Source organism: Streptomyces sp. NBC_01428, assembly GCF_036231965.1.
GTDB lineage: Bacteria > Actinomycetota > Actinomycetes > Streptomycetales > Streptomycetaceae > Streptomyces.
On sequence record NZ_CP109499.1, the window covers coordinates 136,550 to 160,058 of the forward strand.

General features: G+C 70.0%; 7 protein-coding genes. 3 read left to right on the forward strand and 4 right to left on the reverse strand.

The features are described from left to right. Positions 1 to 57 precede the first annotated feature (57 nt). From OG406_RS00425 to OG406_RS00435, 3 genes are read left to right on the forward strand one after another with little or no spacing between them, the layout of a single operon-like run. On the forward strand, positions 58 to 6,807 hold the full coding sequence (locus tag OG406_RS00425) for a non-ribosomal peptide synthetase (RefSeq protein ID WP_329183132.1): 6,750 nt from the start codon (positions 58 to 60) through the stop codon (positions 6,805 to 6,807). Between the two features lie 51 nt (positions 6,808 to 6,858). After that, positions 6,859 to 14,754, forward strand: a complete 7,896-nt coding sequence (locus OG406_RS00430) for a non-ribosomal peptide synthetase (protein WP_329183134.1) — start codon at positions 6,859 to 6,861, stop codon at positions 14,752 to 14,754. Then, positions 14,751 to 18,740 carry an amino acid adenylation domain-containing protein gene (locus tag OG406_RS00435; protein WP_329183135.1) on the forward strand — a complete coding sequence of 1,330 codons (3,990 nt, stop codon included), beginning with the start codon at positions 14,751 to 14,753 and terminating at the stop codon, positions 18,738 to 18,740. The genes OG406_RS00430 and OG406_RS00435 overlap by 4 nt, the downstream gene beginning before the upstream one ends. Positions 18,741 to 19,274: 534 nt before the next feature. Here OG406_RS00435 and sbnB read toward each other — a convergent pair. Genes sbnB through OG406_RS00455 form a run of 4 tightly spaced genes read right to left on the reverse strand, consistent with a single transcriptional unit; the run spans position 19,275 to position 23,505 of the window. Beyond that, complete coding sequence (gene sbnB, locus OG406_RS00440; RefSeq protein WP_164374358.1) at positions 19,275 to 20,282, reverse strand: 2,3-diaminopropionate biosynthesis protein SbnB; 1,008 nt, start codon at positions 20,280 to 20,282, stop codon at positions 19,275 to 19,277. A 42-nt stretch (positions 20,283 to 20,324) separates the two neighbouring features. Further along, complete coding sequence (sbnA, locus tag OG406_RS00445; RefSeq protein WP_164374359.1) at positions 20,325 to 21,272, reverse strand: 2,3-diaminopropionate biosynthesis protein SbnA; 948 nt, start codon at positions 21,270 to 21,272, stop codon at positions 20,325 to 20,327. Then, positions 21,269 to 22,492, reverse strand: coding sequence for a glutamate synthase-related protein (locus tag OG406_RS00450; RefSeq protein WP_164374360.1), 1,224 nt, complete (start codon positions 22,490 to 22,492; stop codon positions 21,269 to 21,271). Before OG406_RS00450 ends, sbnA begins: the two co-directional genes overlap by 4 nt. Then, positions 22,489 to 23,505 (reverse strand): asparagine synthetase A, encoded by a 1,017-nt coding sequence (locus OG406_RS00455; protein WP_203661260.1) that lies wholly within the window; start codon positions 23,503 to 23,505, stop codon positions 22,489 to 22,491. The genes OG406_RS00450 and OG406_RS00455 overlap by 4 nt, the downstream gene beginning before the upstream one ends. Between the last annotated feature and the right edge of the window lie 4 nt (positions 23,506 to 23,509).

The window sequence follows — 23,509 nt, forward strand, 5'->3', positions numbered from 1 at the left end:
CGGCTGAGCATCCGAGGGCCTTCCGTTACGGGTCGACGACGAGGAACTGGTGGACGCATGACTACGAATCCGATGGCGCCCCCGGCACCGGCACCCGGCCGGGAAGCAGGGCGTGAGCCGTTCTCACCGGCCGAGGGCCGAATAGCCGCCGTATGGGGGGCCGTTCTCGGCACCGAGGTGACGTCGGCGGATTCCGACTTCTTCGAACTGGGCGGCTCCGCCGAGCAGGCCGGGGAAATGGGCCGGCGGATCGCGGAGGAATTCGGCTCGGAATTCCGGTCCCCCTCCGCGCCGGGCCCGCTGACCGTTCGCACCGTCGCGTCGTTCCTCGCCGAGGAGGCCATGGAACGGGCCCGCCGTCTGTTCGAGGCCGTCGAGGAAGGCATGGACGACGGCTCCGACGCCCTGGCGGCGGCGTCCGCCTCCGACGACACCACCACGATCCCCCTCGCCGTCCGGGACGGGCGGCCGATGCCGCTGTCGTTCGCACAGCGGCGGCTCTGGTTCCTGGACCAGTTGGATCCCGGCCGCGCCGAATACCTGATCCCGATGGGGCTGCGCATCAGCGGTCCGCTGGACGTGGCGGCGCTCGAGGCGGCACTCACGGAACTGGTGGAGCGGCACGAGGTGCTGCGGACCCGTTTCGTCACCGACGAGGACGGCACGCCGGGCCAGATCGTCGACGAACCCCGGCCGCTGCCGTTGGCCCTGCACGACCTGCGGTACGTGACGGACGACGGCGCCCGTGAGAAGGCGGCCACCGCGCTCGTGGACACCGAGGGCTTCAAGCCGGTGGACCTCTCCACCGGGCCGATGGTCCGCGCCCTGCTGCTCCGGCTGGCCAACGAGGAGCACCTGCTGTCACTGACGGTTCATCACATCGCTTTCGACGGATGGTCGGTGGGCGTCCTCTCGCGCGAGCTCACCACGCTGTACACGGCGCGGGTGACGGGAGTCGCCGCCGGTCTGCCCGAACCACCGCTCCAGTACGCCGACTTCGCGGTCTGGCAGCGCTCGTGGTTCACCGGTGACGTGCTGTCGAACCAACTGGACTACTGGCGGGGGCGGCTGGCGGGTACCGAGGCACTGGAGCTGCCCACCGACCGCAGGCGTCCGGCACGGCGCAGCGGCAACGGAGCGATGCTCACCTTCGGTGTCCCCGCGGCGACCGCCGACGGCGCCCGCAGGCTGGCCCACGACACGGGCGCGAGCCTGTTCATGACGCTGCTCGCGGTGTTCCAGGCGGTGCTGTCCCGGTACAGCGGCCAGGAGGACATCGCGGTGGGCACCCCGATCGCGGGCCGCAACCGTGCCGAGATCGAGGACATGGTCGGCTTCTTCGTGAACACGCTGGTGATGCGGACCGACCTGTCCGGCGACCCGACGTTCACCGAACTCATCGACCGGGTGAAGGACACGGCCCTGGGCGCCTACGACCACCAGGACATGCCGTTCGAGCGGCTGGTGGAGGAGCTGGCACCGCAGCGGGACCTCTCCCGCAATCCGCTGTTCCAGACCATGTTCGTCCTGCAGAACACTCCCGACAGCCGTTCCTGGGAACTCCCCGGCCTCAGCGTCCGGCAGGTGGACGTGGCCGCGCAGGAGTCCAAGTTCGACTTCACGTTCTACGCCACGGAGGCCGCGCACGGCGGTCTGGACTGCACCATCGTCTACTCCACCGACCTCTTCGACGAGGCGACGATGGTTCGGCTCGGCGGGCACTTCGAGACCCTGCTCGGTGCGGCCGCCGACTCCCCCAGCGCCCCGCTCTCCGCCCTGGAGATGCTGACGGCGCGGGAGCGGCGGGAGATCCTCACCACGTGGAACGGGGCGGACACCGACGCCCCCGACTCCGTCACCGTTCACCGGCTGTTCGAGGACCGCGCGGCCGAGCGTCCGAACTCCCCCGCCGTCACGTGCGGCTCGGACCATCTGTCGTACCAGGAGCTGGACGCGCGGGCCGAGTGGATCGCCGCCCGGCTGCGCGAGCGTGGCGCCGGCCCCGGGACGCTGGTGGCCATCTGCCTGGACCGGGGCACCGACATGGTGAGCGCCCTGCTCGGCATCCTCAAGTCGGGTGCCGCGTATGTGCCGTTGGACCCGGCCTATCCGACGGACCGGCTCGCGTACATGATCGAGGACAGCGGGGCGCCGCTGATCGTCACCCGGCCCACGCACGTCGACCGGTTGCCCGCCGCGACGCCGCGCCTGCTGCTGGAGGACTGGCCCGAGGAGCTTCCCCCGCGTACCGGTGGCGCGTCCGCGCCGGCGGCAGGACCTGACGATCTGGCCTACGTGATCTACACGAGTGGATCGACGGGCCGTCCGAAGGGAGTGCAGATCACCCACGGCGCCCTGCGCGCACGGATGAGGGAGACGCGGCGGCAGCTCGACCTCACCTGCGAGGACCGGGTGTTGCAGTTCGCGTCGATCTCCTTCGACTCCTCGGTGGGGCAGTTGTTCGCGCCGCTCGTCTCGGGCGCGTCCCTCGTGCTGCGCGACGACGCCTGGGACCCGGGGATGCTGGCGGAGGCGCTGCGTACCAACGCGGTGACCGTGGCCTGGCTGACTCCTTCGGCGTTCGGCGCACTCGCCGCGCAGCTCGCCGGGCCGGACGACCTCGGTCCGGAACTGCGCCTGGTGCGGCTCGGCGGCGAGGCGCTCCAGCGGGAGCAGGTGCGCCAGTGGTTCCGCCACACCTCCGTTCCGTTGGTCAACGGCTACGGTCCGACGGAGGCGGCGCAGGAGGCGGCGACGGCGCGGATCACCGGCCCCGGCGACCACGTGCCGATCGGGCGCCCGGTCGCCAACGCGAAGGTGTTCCTGGTGGACCGGCACGGCCGGCCGGTTCCGGTGGGTGTCCCGGGCGAGATGTGGATCGGCTGCCCCGGTCTCGCGCGTGGATACCTGGGCAGGCCCGAGCTGACCGCCGAGAAGTTCACGGTCGTCACCGTGGACGGCGCTCCTCGGCGCGTGTACCGCACCGGCGACCTCGCGAAGTGGCACCCGGACGGGCACCTGGAGTTCGTGGGCCGGGGCGACAACCAGGTCAAGCTGCGCGGCTACCGCATCGAGCCCGGCGAGATCGAGGCGGCCCTGCTGACCCACCCCTCGGTCACCGGCGCCACCGTCCTGCTTCGTGAGGACGTGCCGGGCGACCCGCGGCTGGTGGCGTACGTCGTCGCCGACCCGCCCGTCGAGGCGGGAGTCCTGCGCGCCCACCTCCAGCGGGACCTGCCGGACTACATGGTGCCCGCCGCGTTCGTGGCCCTGGACCGCATCCCGCTCACTCCGAACGGCAAGACGGACCGGCGCGCGCTGCCCGCTCCCGCATCGGACCGCCCCGAGCTGGGCGCCGCCTACACGGCTCCGCGCACGGAGACCGAGCGGACGGTGGCAGCCGTCTGGGCAGAGGTGCTGGGCATCGACACCGTCGGCGCGGACGACGACTTCTTCGCCCTGGGCGGCCACTCGCTGCTGGCGACGCAGGTCGTCTCGCGACTGCGCCGTCGGCTGGGCGTCGACGTTCCCGTACGGGCCCTGTTCGGCGCGCCGACCCCGGCACTGCTGGCCGCCGCCGTGGAGGACCTCGATGAGGCGGGCATCTCGCGCATTCCCGCCGTACCTCGCGACGGCGGGCCGCTGCCGCTGAGCTTCGCCCAGCAACGCCTGTGGTTCCTCGATCAGTTGGAGCCGGGACGAGCCGAGTACCTGCTGCCCTTCGCCTTCCGCGTGCACGGCGTCGTCGACGTGGACGCGTTGAACAACGCCTTCACCGCGCTGGTGGAGCGTCACGAGATCCTGCGCACCCGGTTCGGCACGGACGAAGCGGGTTCGGCGGTCCAGTCGATCGCCCCGGCAGGCCCGGTGACGGTGCTGGTGCGGGACCTCCGGTCCTTCGCGGACACTCCGGCCCGCGAGGACGCCCTCGCGGCGGTCCTGGCCGGGGACGCCCTGCGCCCGGTGGACCTCGCCGCCGGTCCGATGCTGCGCGCGGTGCTGGTGCGGCTGGCCGACGAGGAAGCGGTCCTGGCGGTCACCGTGCACCACATCGCCTTCGACGGCTGGTCGATCGGGGTGCTGCTGCGCGAGCTGTCCGCCCTGTACGCGGTGGCCCTGGGGGCGGGGTCCGACGCGGTGCCGGCGCCGCTGCCGGTGCAGTACGCCGACTACGCGCTGTGGCAGCGCTCCTGGCTGACCGGCGAGGCGCTGGAGCGCCAGCTCGGCTACTGGCGGGGCCGCCTGGCGGGGCTGGAGCCCTTGGAGCTGCCGACGGACCACGCCCGGCCGGCGGAGCGTACCGGCACGGGCGAAGTGGTCAGGTTCTCGGTGCCCGCCGACGTCGCCGCGCGGGCCAGGGCGGTGTCCGCCGAGGGCGGCGCGAGTCTGTTCATGACGCTGCTGTCGGTGTTCCAGCTGCTGCTGGCCCGCTACAGCGGTCAGCGGGACGTCGCGGTAGGCACCCCCATCGCCGGCCGCAACCGGGCCGAGACGGAAGAGCTGATCGGCTTCTTCGTCAACACGCTCGTCCTGCGCACCGACCTCTCCGGCGACCCGGCGTTCAGCGAGCTGCTGGCCCGCGTCAAGGACACGGCTCTGGGGGCGTACGACCACCAGGACCTGCCCTTCGAGCGCCTGGTCGAGGAGCTGTCCCCCGACCGCGACCTGTCCCGCAACCCGCTGTTCCAGACCCTGTTCGCGCTGCAGAACACGCCCGGCACGGATGCCTGGAGCCTTCCGGGTCTGACGGCGGAGCCCGTCGAGTCCCCCGTCCGCGAAGCCAAGTTCGACCTGTCGATGTATCTGGCGGAGGCGTCCGACGGCACACTGGACGGCGCCGTCGTCTACGCGGCCGATCTGTTCACCGAGTCCACCGCGCGCCGGCTCGTGGACCACTTCACGATCCTCCTCGACGCGGCCACGGCCCAGCCGCAGAGCGCGCTGTCCGAGCTGGAGATGCTGGGCTCGGACGAACGGGACCGCATCGTGACCGAGTGGAACGCCACCTCGGCCCCCGTCCCGGCCGAGGCCACCCTGCACCAGCTGTTCGAGGAGCGCGCGGCGCTCACGCCGGACGCCGTCGCGGTCGTGTGCGACTCGGACGAGCTGACCTACCGCGAACTCGACGCGCGCGCCAACCAGTTGGCGCACCGCCTGCGTGCCGTACCGGGGATCGGTCCGGACGTGCCGGTGGGCGTCTGCCTGGAGCGCTCCCCCGCCCTGGTGTGGACGCTGCTCGGCATCCTCAAGGCGGGCGCGGCTTACGTCCCGCTCGACCCGGAGCATCCGGCGGAGCGGTTGGCGTATCTCGTGGAGGACTCCGGTGCGCCGCTGGTCGTCACCGACACCGCGCACGCCGGTCTGCTGCCCGAGGGCCTGGGCCTGCTGGCCGTCGACAGCGCGACCGACCTGCCGGACACCCTTCCGGTCACCGCTCCGGATCCCGTCGCGGTACCCGGCGACCTGTCCTATCTGATCTACACGAGCGGCTCCACGGGGCGGCCGAAGGGCGTCCGCATCGAGCACCGGGGTGTGGTGAACTACCTGGCCGGCATGCAGGACGCCTTCCCGATCACCCCGGGCGAGGGCTTCCTCCAGGCGACGCCACTGTCCTTCGACGTGTCCGCGTACGAGATCTTCTGGCCCCTGTGGCAGGGGGCGACGGTCGTGCTGGTGCCCGGCTCCGACCGGCTGGACATGACCGAGGTGTCACGGCTGATGCGGGACCACCGCGTGGTCGGTCTGCACTTCGTCCCGAGCCTGCTGGACCTGTTCGTCTCGCAGGCACGGCCCGAGGACTGCGCACACCTGCGCTACGCCTTCGCGAGCGGTGAGCCCCTCCAGCCGACCCTGGTGGCCCGCTTCCTCGACCGCTTCCCCGGCGACCTGATCAACCTGTACGGCGCGACGGAGGTCTCGGTCGACACCACGTACTGGCGGGCGTCACGCACCGATCCCGGCGGTCCGGTGCTCGCGGGACGGCCCATGGTGAACCAGACGGTGTACGTCCTCGACCCGGACCGCCGCCCCGTGCCTGCGGGGGTGTTGGGCGAGGTGTACCTCGGCGGCGACAGCGTGGGGCGCGGCTACCACGAGCGGCCCGAGCTCACCGCGCAGCGGTTCGTACCCGATCCGTTCACCGGCGGCCGTATGTACCGCACGGGCGATGTCGGCCGCTTCACCAGGGACGGCGAACTCGACCTGCTGGGCCGCATCGACCGGCAGGTGAAGCTGCGTGGCGTACGCGTCGAACTCGGCGAGATCGAGGCGGTGTTGCTCACCCATGACGCGGTCGGCGTGTGCGCGGTGGCCGTCCGCGAGGACGCCCCCGGCGACAAGCGGCTCGTCGCCTACTACGTACCCGCGCCGGGCGCCACCGCCGACACCGCGGAGCTGCGCGGGTGGGCGGCCGAGCGGCTGCCCCGGGACATGATGCCGTCCGCGTTCGTGGACCTGCCGGAACTGCCGCTCAACCGCAACGGCAAGGTCGACCACGCGGCGCTGCCGGCTCCCGGGGAAAGCGACATCGCGGCTGGATTCGTGGCGCCCCGGGACGAGATCGAGGCGGAGATCGCCGGGATCATGGCCGCGGTGCTCGGAATCGAAAAGGTCGGAATCCACGACGGTTTCTTCGACGTCGGCGGCCATTCCCTTCTCGCCATTCAGCTCGTCAACCGCGTCGAGGCGGTGACCGGAGTCCGTATCGGCCTGCGCCAGTTCTTCCAGGTCCCGACGGTCGCCGGTGTCAAGGAACAGCTCATCGAATTGTTCGACACGCAGGAAAACGAACAGGAACAGGCCTCCTGAATTCAGCGGCCCGCTGCCCACACGCAGAGACCCGTTGCCCACACGAAGAGAATGAGGACGGACATCATCATGGGCGAGAACTCGATCGAGGCGCGGCTGCTGTCCCGCATGCGACGGCGTGCGGACGCGGACCGGATCGTACGCGGAGCCGAGGAGGCCGCCGGACCGCTGTCGCTGTCGTTCGCACAGCAGCGGCTGTGGTTCCTGGACCGCCTGTCCCCCGGAAGCGCCGACTACCTGGTGCCGACGGCACTGCGTGTCCTGGGTCCGTTGAACGTCGCGGCCCTGGAGACGGCGCTGTCCGGCCTGGTGGCCCGGCACGAAGTCCTGCGGACGGCGTTCTCGGCGGACGACGACGGTACGCCGCAGCAGGTGATCACCGCGCCCTGGCCGGTCGAGGTCACCGTGCACGACCTGCGGGGCGACGCGCACGCCGAGGAACGCGGTCGCGAGGTGCTACGCACCGAGGCGACGCGCCCCTTCGACCTCACCTCGGGCCGGCCCCTGCGGGCGGACCTGGTACGCCTGACGGAGGACGACACCTTCCTGTCGCTCACGGTGCACCACATCGTGTCGGACGGCTGGTCCTCGGGCATCCTGGCGCGCGAACTGCGTGAGCTGTACGCGGCGGCCCTGACCGAGCGCGCGGCCTCGCTCCCGGAACTGCCCATCCGTTACGCGGACTTCGCCGCCTGGCAGCGTGACCAGCTCGCGGGGCCGGCCCTGGAGCGACAGCTCGGGTACTGGCGCGAGCGCCTCGCGCACTCCGCACCCCTGGAGCTGCCGACCGACCACCAGCGTCCGGCGCACACGAGTGGCACCGGCGACGTGGTGACCTTCGCGGTGCCGAGCGAGGTCACCGAGAGGCTGCGCGAGGCGGCCGGCCGGCAGGGCGCGAGCCTGTTCATGGCGCTCCTGTCACTGTTCCAGATCGTCCTGGCCCGCTACTCCCGCCAGGACGACATCGCCGTAGGCACCCCGATCGCGGGCCGCAACCGGGCCGAGATCGAGGACGTGGTCGGCTTCTTCGTGAACACGCTGGTGATGCGGACCGACCTATCCGGCGACCCGACGTTCACCGAGCTCGTCGAGCGGGTCAAGGACACCGCCCTGGGCGCCTACGACCATCAGGACCTGCCGTTCGAGCGGCTGGTCGAGGAAGTGGCGCCGGAGCGCGATCTCTCCCGCAACCCGCTGTTCCAGACCATGTTCGTCCTTCAGGCGCCGGGGAGCGCGGACGGCGAGGCCTGGCAGCTGGCCGGCACGGATGTCGAGCCGGTCGAGATCGAACGGGGTGTGGCCAAGTTCGACCTGACCCTGACGGCGGTCGAGTCGTCGAACGGGCTGCGCGCTGTTCTGGAGTATCGGACGGATCTGTTCGAGCGGGCGACGATCGAGCGGATGGCCGGCCACCTGACCACACTCGCTACCTCCGTCGCGGCCACCCCCGACGCCCGCCTGTCCGAGCTGAACATGCTCACGGAGCGGGAGCGCCAGGAAATCCTGGTCGACTGGAACGGCATCACCGGCCCCTACCCCGACACCGCGACCATCCACTCCCTCATCGAGGACCGCGTCGCCACCGACCCGGATGCCATCGCCATCACCCATGGGGATGAGCAGTGGACGTTCGCGCAGGTCAACGAGCGCGCCAATCAGCTCGCCCATCACCTGCGGGAAACGGGCATCACCCCGGACACCCTCATCGCGGTCTGCCTGGACCGCTCACCCGAACTGATCGCCACCCTGCTCGGCATCATGAAAGCCGGCGCCGCCTTCGTCCCCCTCGACCCCGACTACCCCACCGACCGCATCACCTACATGATCGACGACGCCCAGGCGCCCCTCATCATCACCAGCAGCAACCACACCGACCGACTCCCCGCAGACACCCCACGCCTCCTCGTCGACACCGAGTGGCCCAAGGGACCCGTCGAGAATCCCGCACCATTGGCCTCCCCGGACGACCTCGCCTACATCATCTACACCTCAGGCTCCACCGGCCGCCCCAAAGGCGTCGCCCTCGAACACCGCGGCGTCGTCAACTACCTGCACTGGTCCGATGAGAACTACCCGGTCACCGAAGCCGGCGGGATCGGAACGATCCTGTATTCCTCGGTCACCTTCGACCTCACCATCACCGCCCTGTTCCTGCCCCTCATCCAGGGCACCCAGCTCGCCATCCCCGAACTCCAGCCCGGCCAGAGCGCTTTCGACGCAGCCATCGACCTCATCCTCACCGACATCCCCATCAGCTTCCTCAAGGCCACCCCCTCCCACCTGGAGATCCTGGCCGCGCACCTCACCACCCGCCAGGCCACTCACCACATCACCACCATCGTCGCCGGCGGCGAAAACCTCACCCCCGCCCTCGTCTCACAGCTCCTCGACACCAGCACCACTACAACGACGATCTCCAACGAATACGGGGCCACCGAAGGCTCCGTCGCCAACGTCATGAGCCTCACCACCACCCCCGACCCCAACGGCAACACCACCACCCTCGGCCGACCCATCACCAACACCACCACCTACGTCCTCGACCACCACAACCAACCCGCCCCCATCGGCATCCCCGGACACGCCCTCCTCGGCGGCATCTGCCTCGCCCGCAACTACCACAACCGACCCGACCTCACCGAACAACGCTTCACCCCCAACCCCCTCCACACCCCCAACGACCCCCGCACCTACCACACCGGCGACCTCGTCACCTGGCGCCCCGACGGCACCCTCGAATTCATCGGCCGCATCGACAACCAGATCAAACTCCGCGGCTACCGCATCGAACTCGGCGAAATCGAAAACGCCCTCAACACCCACCCCCACATCCACACCACCACCATCACTCTCCGCGAAGACACCCCCGGCAACAAACAACTCACCGCATACGTCACCATCACGCCCGGGACCACCGCCCCCACCACGCACGAGCTGCGCTCCCACCTCCAGGAGCAGCTCCCGGACTACATGGTCCCGGCGACCTACGTGACCCTGGATCAGCTCCCCCTCACCCCCAACGGCAAGGTCGACACCAAGGCTCTCCCCGCACCCGACAGCCACCGCCCCGACCTCGACTCCTCCTTTGTCGCCCCGCGCACCACCGCCGAGCACATCGTCACCGCCGTCTGGTCAGAGATCCTCGGCATCGACACCATCGGCATCCACGACAACTTCTTCGAGCTGGGCGGGCATTCACTGCTTGCCACGCAGGTGACGTCCCGGCTGCGCCGGCAGCTCGGTGTCGACGTGCCGGTCCGCACCATCTTCACGTCGCCCACCCCGGCGACTCTGGCCGCGGCCCTGCGTGAACTGGCGACGGCCGATGAGGCACCGCTCGTACCGGTCGACCGAACCGAGGCCGCCCTTCCGTTGTCCTTCGCCCAGCAACGTCTCTGGTTCCTCGACAAGTTGACGCCGGGCAGCGCCGAGTATCTGGTGCCTTTCGCCCTGCGCATACGGGGCGAGCTGGACGCCGGCGCCTTGGGCGCGGCTTTCACGGGCCTGGTGGCGCGGCACGAGATCCTGCGGACCAGGTTCGTCACCGACGACTCCGGACGTCCTTCACAGATGGTGGACGCGCCGTGGTCGGTCACGCCGGTTGTGCACCATGTCCGGGCCGACGCCACCCTCGAAGACAGCGAGCGGGCCGTGCAGGAGATCCTGGAGGCGGAGGCGCGACGCCCGTTCGAGCTGGACGGCGGTCGACTGCTGCGCGTGGACCTGGTCCCTGTCGCGGAGGACGACCAGTATCTGCTGATCACGCTGCACCACATCGTGTCGGACGGGTGGTCCTCGGGCATCCTGGCGCGCGAACTGCGTGAGCTGTACGCGGCGGCCCTGGCCGAGCGCGAGGCTTCGCTCCCGGAACTCCCGGTCCAGTACGCGGACTTCGCCGTCTGGCAGCGGGAGCAGCTCACGGGCGACTTCCTGGAGACGCAGCTGGCGTACTGGCGTGAACGCCTGACCGGTGTGCCGGTGCTGGAACTGCCCACGGATCACGGACGCCCTGCCGAGCGCGAGGGCGCGGCAGGCGACACCGTGTACTTCACGCTGCCGGCCGAGGTCGCGGAACAGCTGAGGAAGACGGCTGGACGGCGAGGCGCGAGCCTGTTCATGACGCTGCTGTCGCTGTTCCAGATCGTGCTGGCCCGCTACGGCCGCCAGGACGACATCACCGTGGGCACCCCGATCGCCGGCCGCAACCGTGCCGAGACCGAGGCGCTGATCGGCTTCTTCGTGAACACGCTGGTGATGCGGACCGACCTGTCCGGCGACCCGACGTTCGCCGAGCTCGTCGACCGGGTCAAGGACACCACGCTGGGCGCCTACGACCACCAGGACCTGCCGTTCGAGCGACTCGTCGACGAGCTGGCCCCGAACCGCGACCTGTCGCGCAACCCGCTGTTCCAGACCCTGTTCGTCTTCCAGAACACTCCGGACGGGGATGCGTGGAGCCTGCCGGGACTCGACGTCGAGCCGGTCGGAGTGGGCGGTCAGGACGCGAAGTTCGACCTTCAGTTGACGGCTGCGGAGTCCGGCAGCGAGGTGCTGGCGGCGCTGGAGTATCGGACGGATCTGTTCGAGCGGGCGACGATCGAGCGGATGGCCGGCCACCTGACCACACTCGCTACCTCCGTCGCGGCCACCCCCGACGCCCGCCTGTCCGAGCTGAACATGCTCACGGAGCGGGAGCGGCAGGAGATCCTGGTCGACTGGAACGGCGTCACCGGCCCCTACCCCGACACCGCGACCATCCACTCCCTCATCGAGGACCGCGTCGCCACCGACCCGGATGCCATCGCCATCACCCATGGGGATGAGCAGTGGACGTTCGCGCAGGTCAACGAGCGCGCCAATCAGCTCGCCCATCACCTGCGGGAAACGGGCATCACCCCGGACACCCTCATCGCGGTCTGCCTGGACCGCTCACCCGAACTGATCGCCACCCTGCTCGGCATCATGAAAGCCGGCGCCGCCTTCGTCCCCCTCGACCCCGACTACCCCACCGACCGCATCACCTACATGGTCAACGACGCCCAGGCGCCCCTGATCATCACCAGCAGCAACCACAGCAACCGACTCCCCGCAGACACCCCACGCCTCCTCGTCGACACCGAATGGCCCCAGGGACCCGTCGAGAATCCCGCACCATTGGCCTCCCCGGACGACCTCGCCTACATCATCTACACCTCAGGCTCCACCGGCCGCCCCAAAGGCGTCGCCCTCGAACACCGCGGCGTCGTCAACTACCTCCACTGGTGCGACCAGAACTACCCCGTCACCGACCCCGACGGGATCGGGACAATCCTGTATTCCTCCGTCACCTTCGACCTCACCATCACCGCCCTCTTCCTGCCCCTCATCCAGGGCACCCAGCTCGCCATCCCCCAACTCCAGCCGGGACAGAGCGCTTTCGACGCGGCCATCGACCTGATCCTCACCGACGTGCCCATCAGCTTCCTCAAGGCCACCCCCTCCCACCTGGAAATCCTCGCCGCGCACCTCACCACCCGCCAGGCCACCCACCACATCACCACCATCGTCGCCGGCGGCGAAAACCTCACACCCGCCCTCGTCTCACAGCTCCTCGACACCAGCACCACCACGACGACAATCTCCAACGAATACGGCGCCACCGAAGGCTCCGTCGCCAACGTCATGAGCCTCACCACCACCCCCGACCCCAACGGCAACACCACCACCCTCGGCCGACCCATCACCAACACCACCACCTACGTCCTCGACCACCACAACCAACCCGCCCCCATCGGCATCCCCGGACACGCCCTCCTCGGCGGCATCTGCCTCGCCCGCAACTACCACAACCGACCCGACCTCACCGAACAACGCTTCACCCCCAACCCCCTCCCCATCACCCACGACCCCCGCACCTACCACACCGGCGACCTCGTCACCTGGCGACCCGACGGCACCCTCGAATTCATCGGCCGCATCGACAACCAGATCAAACTCCGCGGCTACCGCATCGAACTCGGCGAAATCGAAAACGCCCTCACCACCCACCCCCACATCCACACCACCACCATCACCCTCCGCGAAGACACCCCCGGCAACAAACAACTCACCGCATACATCGTCAACACCCCTGGAAACACCACGGACGTCAGCGAACTCCGAGCCCACCTCCAGGAGCAGCTCCCCGACTACATGATCCCGGCCACCTACGTGACCCTCGATCAGCTCCCCCTCACTCCCAACGGCAAGATCGACACCAAGGCCCTCCCCGCCCCGGGCCCCGAGCGCCCCGACCTCGCCACCAGCTACACCGCCCCGCGCACCGACACCGAACGCACGCTCGCCTCGGTCTGGGGCGACATCCTCGGCATCGACACCGTCGGCATCCACGACAACTTCTTCGAACTGGGCGGCGACTCGATCATCAGCATCCAGATGATCGCCAGGGCGAAGAAGTTCGGGCTCCATCTCACCCCGCGCATGATCTTCAAGCACCAGACGATCGCTGAGATCGCGGTCCACGCCGGCGCCACCACTCTGGTCGACGCGGAGCAGGGCCGCGTGGTGGGCGACGTACCGCTGACGCCGATCCAGCACTGGTTCTTCGAGAAGGAACTGCCTGCCTTCGACCACTTCAACCAGGCCGAACTACTGGCCACCGACGCCTTGGACCCCGACGTCCTGCGACTGGCGCTGACCGACCTGATCGAGCACCACGACGCTCTGCGCCTGCGCTGCGAGAACGGTGATGACGGCTGGCGTCAGTACCTGGACGAGTCGGTGGACACCGATGTCCTCGACGTCCACGACCTGTCCGATGTCGCCGCCGACGCCCTGAGCGCGGTGTCGTTCGGTATCGCGGAGGAGACCCAGAACGGGCTCGACCTGGCGAAGGGCCCCCTCATCCGGTGTGCCCTGCTGGAGCTGGGTGCGACGCGGGGACAGCGGTTGCTCATCGCCGTACACCATCTGGCGGTCGACGGAGTGTCCTGGCGGATCCTCCTGGAGGACCTGGGCAGTTGCTACGAGCAGCGCGCCGCCGGAAGGACGCCGCGGCTGCCCGCGAAGACGACGTCCTTCCGGGCTTGGGCGGAACGGCTGCGCGGGTTCGCGGAGTCGGACGCGGCCCGCGCCGAGTTCGCGTACTGGGCGGAGGCGAAACCCGGCGGGCAGGTTCCTCGTGACCGGGACGGGCACAACGACCTGGGCTCGGCGTCCACCGTCGCGGCGACGCTCACCCCGGACGAGACACGCGCCCTGCTCAGGGACGTGCCCCGTAACTTCAGCACGCAGATCAACGACGCGCTGCTCACCGCGCTCGCCCAGGCGCTGCGGGACTGGACGGGCGACGACGAGACGCTGATCGGTCTGGAGGGGCACGGCCGCGAAGACCTGTTCTCCGACGTCGACCTGTCGCGGACCGTCGGCTGGTTCACGTCCGTGTTCCCCGTCGCGCTGCGACTGGCGCCAGGTGCCGGCCCGGTCGAGTCGCTCGACTCCGTCAAGGAGCAACTGGGGCGGATCCCGAACAAGGGCGTCGGCTACGGCATCCTGCGTCATCTCGGTGCACCCGACGTGGCGTCCGTCCTGGGCCGGCAGCCGGTTCCTGAGGTCAACTTCAACTACCTGGGGCAGTTCAGCCGGGATCTCCCCGGCATCGGGCGGTACGCCCCCGCGGACGAGCCCAAGGGCCACTCGATCAGCCCCGACGGCATGCGCTGGAACGTCCTCGACGTGACCGCGGCCGTCGAGGGCGACACGTTCGGGGTGTACGTCGGCTACTCGACGGCGCTGCACGACCGGGAGACCGTCGAGCGGCTGGCCGACGGAGTGATCGGCCACCTGCGCGCGCTGATCGCCGGCAGTGCCGAAGGCGCCGCCGATTCCCGCCGGACCACCCCCGGCGTCCCCCTCACCGACATCGGTGACACCGACATGGCCGCGATCCTGAAGAGGTTCTCGATATGAGCACGCACAACGTGGAAGACGTCTACGGGCTCTCGCCCCTGCAGTTCGGGATGCTGTACCACTCGCTGGAGGACACGTCCGACACGCGTCCTTACATGGTGCAGATGACGGAGGAGGTCGAAGGCCCCTTCGAGGACGCGCTGTTCGGACAGGCCTGGCAGCAACTCGTCGACCGGCACTCGATCCTGCGCAGCGCGTTCGTCTGGGAGGGCGTGTCGGAACCGGTGCAGGTGGTTCAGCGCAAGGCCCCCGTGCCCTTCGCGGTACGGGACCTGCGCGGCCTGCCCGACCAGGAGCGGCGGCTGGAGGCCTTCCTCGCGGAGGACTGGGAGCGCGGCTTCGACCTGTCACGGGCGCCGCTGGTGCGGGTGACCGTGCTGCGGACGGCGGAGGCACGGCGTTACGTCGTCTGGTCGTTCCACCACATCCTGCTCGACGGGTGGAGTGTGCAGATCCTCCAGAAGGAGTTGTTCGCCCTTTACCGTGGTCTGCTCGACGGCACACCTGCCGCGCTGCCGCCGGCCGCCCCGTACCGCCGCTACATCGAGTGGCTCAACGCCCAACAGGGCGACGGATCAGCCGACTTCTGGAAGAAGTACCTGGCTGGAGTAACCGAGCCGACCGACCTGCATGTGGACCGCGAGACCGGGGACACGGGCGTCGGAGAATGCGAGGTGGTCGCCTCCTCCGAACTCTTCGCGCAGGCCCGCGACTACGCCCGGTCCCAGCGGATCACGATGAACACCCTGGTGCAGGGTCTGTGGTCGATTCTCCTCTCCCGCTACAGCCGCCGCGACGAGGTGCTGTTCGGTTCGACCATCTCGGGCCGCTCGATCGCACTGCCGGGTGTGGACTCGATGATGGGGCTGTTCATCAACACGCTTCCGGTACGCGGCCGGCTCACGGGCGACATGGGGGTCGCGGGCTGGCTGCGGGATCTCCAGGACGAGCAGTTGGAAATGCGGCAGTGGGAGTACTGCCACCTGGTCGACGTGCAGAAGCACAGCGGCATCGCACGCGGAGAGGCGCTGTTCCGGTCCATTCTGGTCTTCGAGAACTACCCCGTGGTGCAGAAGCCGTCGGACCTCCCCGAGGGTCTGACCCGGCGCCTGGTCAACTGCGTCGAGCGCACGGGATATCCGCTCACCCTGGTCGCGTCGGCGGGCCGCGCCCTGGAGTTCCGGTTCGTGTACGACCGGAGCCGGTTCGACGCGGCGACGATCGAACGGATGGCCGGCCACCTGCGCACCCTGCTGGAGTCCGTCGTGGCGGCTCCCGCGGCGCGCATCGCGGAGTTGAACATGCTCACGGAGCGGGAGCGGCAGGAGATCCTGGTCGACTGGAACGGCGTCACCGGCCCCTACCCCGACACCGCGACCATCCACTCCCTCATCGAGGACCGCGTCGCCACCGACCCGGACGCCATCGCCATCACCCACGGCGACCAGCAGTGGACGTTCGCACAGGTCAACGCCCGAGCCAATCAACTCGCCCACCACCTGCGGGGAACGGGCATCACCCCGGACACACTGATCGCGGTCTGCCTGGACCGCTCCCCCGAGCTGATCGCGACGCTGCTCGGCATCATGAAAGCCGGCGCCGCCTTCGTCCCCCTCGACCCCGACTACCCCACCGACCGCATCACCTACATGGTCAACGACGCCCAGGCGCCCCTCATCATCACCAGCAGCAACCACACCGACCGGCTCCCCGCAGACACCCCACGCCTCCTCGTCGACAGCGAATGGCCCCAGGGACCCGTCGAGAATCCCGCACCATTGGCCTCCCCGGACGACCTCGCCTACATCATCTACACCTCAGGCTCCACCGGCCGCCCCAAAGGCGTCGCCCTCGAACACCGCGGCGTCGTCAACTACCTCCACTGGTGCGACCAGAACTACCCCGTCACCGACCCCGACGGGATCGGGACAATCCTGTATTCCTCCGTCACCTTCGACCTCACCATCACCGCCCTGTTCCTCCCCCTCATCCAGGGCACCCAGCTCGCCATCCCCGAACTCCAGCCCGGCCAGAGCGCATTCGACGCAGCCATCGACCTCATCCTCACCGACGTCCCCATCAGCTTCCTCAAAGCCACCCCCTCCCACCTGGAAATCCTCGCCGCCCACCTCACCACCCGCCAGGCCACCCACCACATCACCACCATCGTCGCCGGCGGCGAAAACCTCACCCCCGCCCTCGTCTCACAACTCCTCGACACCAGCACCACGACCACAACCATCTCCAACGAATACGGCGCGACCGAAGGCTCCGTCGCCAACGTCATGAGCCTCACCACCACCCCCGACCCCAACGGCAACACCACCACCCTCGGCCGACCCATCACCAACACCACCACCTACGTCCTCGACCACCACAACCAACCCGCCCCCATCGGCATCCCCGGACACGCCCTCCTCGGCGGCATCTGCCTCGCCCGCAACTACCACAACCGACCCCAACTCACCGAACAACGCTTCACCCCCAACCCCCTCCCCATCACCCACGACCCCCGCACCTACCACACCGGCGACCTCGTCACCTGGCGACCCGACGGCACCCTCGAATTCACCGGCCGCATCGACAACCAGATCAAACTCCGCGGCTACCGCATCGAACTCGGCGAAATCGAAAACGCCCTCACCACCCACCCCCACATCCACACCACCACCATCACCCTCCGCGAAGACACCCCCGGCAACAAACAACTCACCGCATACATCGTCACGAACGAGCCGGTCGACAACGACGCCCTGCGCGCACACCTCCGGCAGCAGCTCCCGGACTACATGGTCCCGTCGACCTACGTGACACTCGATCAGCTGCCGCTCACCCCCAACGGCAAGGTCGACACCAAGGCCCTCCCCGCCCCCGGATCGGAACGCCCCGAACTCGGCAACGCCTACACCGCCCCCCGCACCGACACCGAGCGCATTCTGGCGGCCATCTGGGTGGACATCCTCGGCATCGAGACCGTCGGTGTCCACGACAACTTCTTCGCACTCGGCGGGCAGTCGATCAGCGCGGTGCGGATGGTGTCGCGGATCCGGGAGGCCGGGCTGCCCATCGCCCTCCAGCAGATCATGCGGCATCCGACGGTGGCCGGTCTGGCCGCCGCGCTGGACGCACCGGAGATGCGGGCCGAGACCGACGGCGGGCTGGTCGTCCTGCTCTCGTCCGAGGACGACCCCGCTCTGCCCCGGCTGTTCTGCGTGCATCCCGGAGGCGGCAGCACCCATCCGTACCGGGCGCTCGCGCAGCGCCTGGCCGGGGCGTTCACCGTGTACGGGGTCCAGGCGCCGGGGCTGAACGCGGGTGAGTCGCCGCTCGTCGGCTTCGAGGACATCGCGGACCGGTACTGGCGGGAGATCCGCCGGGTGCAGCCGGAGGGCCCGTGCACGATCCTCGGCTGGTCGACCGGCGCGGTGATCGCGCACGCGATGGGGGTGCGTGACCCGCGGGCGGTGGCCGCCCTGCTGCTGTTGGAGCCTGCGGTCACCGGGGCTGACCAGCAGGACCGGTTCCAGCGGCACGCCGAGGTGTACCGCCGGGTGCACGACCTGTGGCGGCTCGGTCAGGACCAGGCCGGCGTCCAACGTGCCGCCACGGAGCGGGAGATGAAGCGTCTGGCTCCGGAGATGAACATCGAGGAGTCGGCGATCACGCTCGACGAGTGGCTGCCCTACGCGGTCCTGGAGGCCGAGGTCCGCTCACTCGCCGCCTACCGTCCCGCGAGCTCGGCGGTTCCCGCGACACTGTTCGTCAGCGACACCGTGCGTGACGGCAGCGGCGACGAGGTGCCGCAGGCCCGGTATGTCGCCCACTGGAGCAGGCTCTACCCGCTGGGCCTGGACATCCGCCCGATGCCGGGTCGCCATATGGAGATGGTCAAGGGTGAGGAGCAGTTGTCCGTGGTGGCCGCGGCGGTACGAGCGGCCGTGACGGACGGCGCCGGCCGGGAGGCCGGGGTGCTGTTGCCGGCCTGACGGGTACCGCACGGCGAAGAGCCGCCCTCCGCTCACGCGGGGGGCGGCTCTTCGTTGTCGGGGGCCCGACGGCCGCCAGGGGTTGGGCTCGTGGTCCCGGCGGCCCTGTCAGGAGAGGGTTGGCGAGCAGGTGGATCTGTTCCACGGCACGGTGGTTGGAGGCCCGCCGGTGGGCGTCGCCGCTCCGGCCGGACTCTCTCTCGCGTGATGGCCGGGCCGCGCGGTCCCGGTTCGCGACCACCGGGCGCTCACCGTCCGCGGCGCCGCCCGAGGTGGACGAAGGATCGCCCACCCCAGCGTCGCGGGTCCGGTCCGAACGTGGAGGTGTCCGCCTCGTGCGCGTTCCGTGGTGCGCCCTGGCCTGCGGGGCAGTCGGCATCTCTCCCTCACGGGTGCCGACGGCGGCCTTGACCGCGGGCTCCGCCGTCCACCTCACGTGCGTACACGCCGGAACGCCCCGGTCCCGGGTCCCCTCCGATGGGAGCGGAGGGGACCCGGGACCGGGGCGAAGAGGGTCGACGCGCGGTGGTCAGTTCACCAGCGGGTCAACTCGGGGAAGAAGTTGGGCACTTCGGTGGTGCGGCCGGCGTCCAGGGCGGTGCGGTAGATGTGGCAGCCGACCGCCAGGTCCAGGACGCCGAGGCCGAACGGCGAGAAGACGGTGGGGCGGTCGCGGTCGAGGGTGACCGTGCCGCGCAGGACGTCGGCGAGGGTGCCGTCGATGAAGTCGCGGGTGCCGTACTCCGTCTCGGTGAGGTGGGGGGAGGTCTGGGCTTTGAGGCAGTGGTCGATGTCGTCCACGATGTTGTGGCACTTGACCATGACCGTGGGGTGGATGTCGCGCAGGGACAGGTTCAGGATGAGCTGGTCCGGCAGCAGGGTCTGGCCGTCCGCGAGCCAGGGCGCCGGCGCGGTGGTGGCGAGGACCACCAGGTCGGCGGTGGCCAGGGCGTCGTCGATCTCGGACACGGCTCTGGCCTGCCAACCGTGGGTGTCGGTCGCGTAGGCGGCGAACTTCTCGGCGTACGCCTCCACATGGTCGTGGACGAGGCACTCGCGGACGTTGAGTCCACGGGCGGCGAGGAAGTCGGAGACCGTGCGGCCGATGATGCCGGCGCCGACGAAGAGGACCGTGCGGGGCGCCTCGTCGGGGGCCAGCGTCTCCACGGCGAGCGCGGCGGAGGCGGCCGTGCGGGCGGCGCTGATGCGGGACGCTTCGAGGCAGGCGAACGGGTAGCCGGTCTCCGCGTCGTTGAGGAGCAGCACGGCGGAGGCGCGGGGAAGGTTCTGCCGCACGTTCTCCGGGTAGCTGGCGATCCACTTCAGGCCGGACACCGGTGCCTCGCCGCCCAGGTGGGCGGGGAGGGCGATGATGCGGGCGCCGGGGTTGTCGGGGAAGCGCAGGAAGTAGCTGTCCGGGTTCACGGTGGCGCCGCGGCTGTGCTGGAGATAGGTGTCCCGCACGATCTCCAGGATCTCCGACGGCGCGGAGGTGATGACGTCCTGGGCGACGGTGCCGTCGATCACGTGAAAAGTCGACATCGGTGGGTGCCTTTCGCGGATGGGAGGGGTGCGGGACGGTGATCAGGCGAGGACACCGAGGTGTTGTCCCACCCAGGCGTCGTTGTAGACCGTGCCGAGGTAGCGTTCGCCGAGGTCGGGTGAGATCGCGGCGATGCGTGAGCCGGGCGGGAACGCGTCGGCGTACTGCCGGATCGCGGCCAGGACGGATCCGGTGGAGCCGCCGACCAGGAGCCCGTGGGTGCGGGCGAGCAGCCGGCACTCGTGGACCGCGTCCTCCTCCGCGACGAGCACGACCTCGTCGGCGAGGCCGGGTTCGAACAGTTCCGGGACACGGCTGGCGCCGAGGCCGGGGATGCGGCGGGGTCCGGGCGGGGCGCCGAAGATGATGGAGCCCAGGGCGTCGACGGCGACGATCCGGGTGTCCGGGGAGTACTCGCGCAGGTAGCGGGAGCAGCCGACGAACGTGCCGGTGGAGCCCGCGCCGACGAACAGGTAGTCGATGTGCTGGAGTTCCTTGAGCAGGGTGCGCGCGGTCTGCTCGTAGTGGGCTCGGGGGTTGGCCGGGTTGGCGTACTGGTTGAGCCACACCATGGACGGGTCGGCCTCGACGCGCCGCCGGATGTGGGCGATGCGGGACTGGAGGAAGCCGCCGTTGGCGTCGACGGTGTCCACGACGACGACCTCGGCTCCGAGGGCGCGCATGTGGTCGATGCTGGTGGCGTTGGTGTTGGGGTCGACCACGCAGGTGAAGGGGTATCCCTTGGTGGCGCAGATGGAGCTGAGAGCGATGCCGAGGTTCCCGGAGGACGACTCGATGACGCGGGCACCGGGGGTGAGGACCTCACGGTGCTCGGCGTCCTCGACCAGGCTGAGGGCCGTCTTGAGCTTGACCGAGCCGGCCGGGTTGAGACCCTCGATCTTGAGGAAGACGTCGGCGCCCGGTACCACGCGGGTCAGACGGACGAAGAGGTCGTCGGTGACCAGCTCGTAGGTGTGTTCGTAGATCATGACTCGGGCCTCCACAGGTCCTCGGGCCCGGTCTCGTCCGCCGCGTATCTGCCGAGCGAGCTGACGGCCATGCGCATCTCCAGGGCCATGGCGTCCAGGAGACGTTCGAGCCCGTGGTCCGGATCCTCGTCGGCGGCGACCAGGGCGGCGCGGCCGAGGCCGACGGCGCGGGCGCCGAGGGCGAGCAGTTTGACGGCGCGGATGCCGTCCCAGACGCGTCCGCTGGCGAGCAGGGTGTGGTCGGCGGGATCCACCCGGCGCAGGCACTCGGCCAGCGGCAGTCCGACGTGGCCGAGGAAGCCGGTGGGGGCCCAGCCGGTTCCGCCCTCGGCTCCGTCGACGGTGACGGCGTGGGCGCCCGCCTCCCAGGCGATGGCGGCGGCACGGCCGACGTCCCGGCCGGGGAAGAGCTTCACCCAGCAGCGGGCGCGCGGGTAGTTGTTGCGCATGAGCTGGATCTGCCGGCGGAAGATCTCGTCGGTGAAGGTGCCGGGACTGGAGCAGCGCAGGACCGCTCCCCCGTCGGGGGCGAGGCGTTCGACGGCGTACTGCCCGTCGAGGTCTGCGGCGGCCGCCTCGCTGATCATGGTGAGGCCGCCGAGGCCGGGCTTGGCGCCCTGGCCGACCTTCATCTCGAAGCCGAGGCGGCCGGTGGTGAGGAGTCCGGAGACGGCGGGGTCGCTGTAGACCTGGTTCCAGACCTCGGAGTCGGCGTCCTCGGTGCTCTGCTGGACGCAGACGCCGCCGACGCCGTCGGGGAGTTCCTCGCAGTAGGCGAGGATGCGTTCGAGCAGGCCCTTGCGGTGGTCGTCACCGCTGCTGCGGAAGCCGTTCATCGGTGCGACGTTCTCGCCGATGACCATGGGGATGCCGAGGCGTCCTGCCTGGCGGCTGAGGGCGAGACTGGTGCCGGCGACGCGGGTGGAGCCGAGGGCCGACACGTACACGGGCACGGGGGCGTCGAAGCCGCCGAGGGCGGTGGTGAGGCGGACGTCGGAGTAGAGGGGTTCGCGGCCGAGGTCGATGAGTTTGGCGAGGCGGCCGGGCATGAAGACGGGCGGGGCCAGGCGCAGGGCGTCGATCTCGTCGCCCGGCTCGCGGGTTCCGCCGAAGACGGCGGTGCCGTAGCTGTCGGCCGGCGGGAAGACGGCGGCGGCTCCGTCACGGGCACGGGCGCGGATGGCGTCCTCGGGCAGGCCGGGTGCGGTCAGGTACGTCACGGGGACACGACCCCCGCGAGCTTCGGGAAGGCCGTGGCCTGCCAGACGGAGTCGAGGCCGGCGACCCAGCGGGTGAGGCGTTCCAGGCCGATGCCGAAGCCGGCGCTGCGGGGGATGCCGTGGCGGGCGACGTCGAGGTACCAGGCGTACTTGGAGGGGTTCTCGCCGGTTTCCCGCATCCGGGTGACCAGGGTGGCGTACTCGTTCTCGCGCTGGCTGCCGCTGCACAGTTCGCCGCAGGACTCGGGAGCGATCAGGTCGAAGTTGAGCAGGGTGCCGGGCTCGGCGGGGCTCTCCTTGTCGTAGAAGCCGCGGGAGCCCTTGGGGTAGCCGACGATGAAGAACGGGGCGTCGGCCTGGCGGGAGATGCGCTCCTCGGCCTCCCACTCGATCTCCGTGCCGGCGGCCTGCGGGTAGCCGTCGGCGCGCAGACGTTCGACGACCTCGCCGTGCGGGACGCGGGCGAAGGGTTCGGCGACGAAACGGCGCAGGGTGTCCGGGTCCCGGCCGAGGACGGCGAGTTCGGCGCCGCACTCGTCGGCGACGGTGGTGACGGCGTGGCGGACCAGGCCTTCGGCGATGTCCATGGCGTCGTCGCGGGTGGCACCGGCGTATTCGACGTCGATCTGCCGGAACTCGGAGAGGTGGCGGTGGGTCGAGCTCGTCTCGACGGGCTCCAGGCGGACGTTGGGCGCGACGAGGAAGATGCGGTCGTAGGCGAGCAGGGACGCCTGCTTGTAGAGGATGGCGCTGGTCATCAGCTTGTAGCGGTGGCCGTAGTAGTCGACGTCCACCTGCTTGGCACCGCGCGATCCGGGGTCGGTGACGGGGCCGATGATCGGGTGGGACATCTCCACCGCGTCGTCGGCACGGAGGTAGGCCCGGGCACCGGCGACCAGGGCCTGCTGGACGCGCAGGGCGGCCCTGGTGCGCGGGTCGCGCAGGTGTTCCAGGGGTGCGGGCAGAGCCGGCGCGGCGGCGAAGGCCAGGGGGTGCTCGATCTGGAGTGTCATGTCG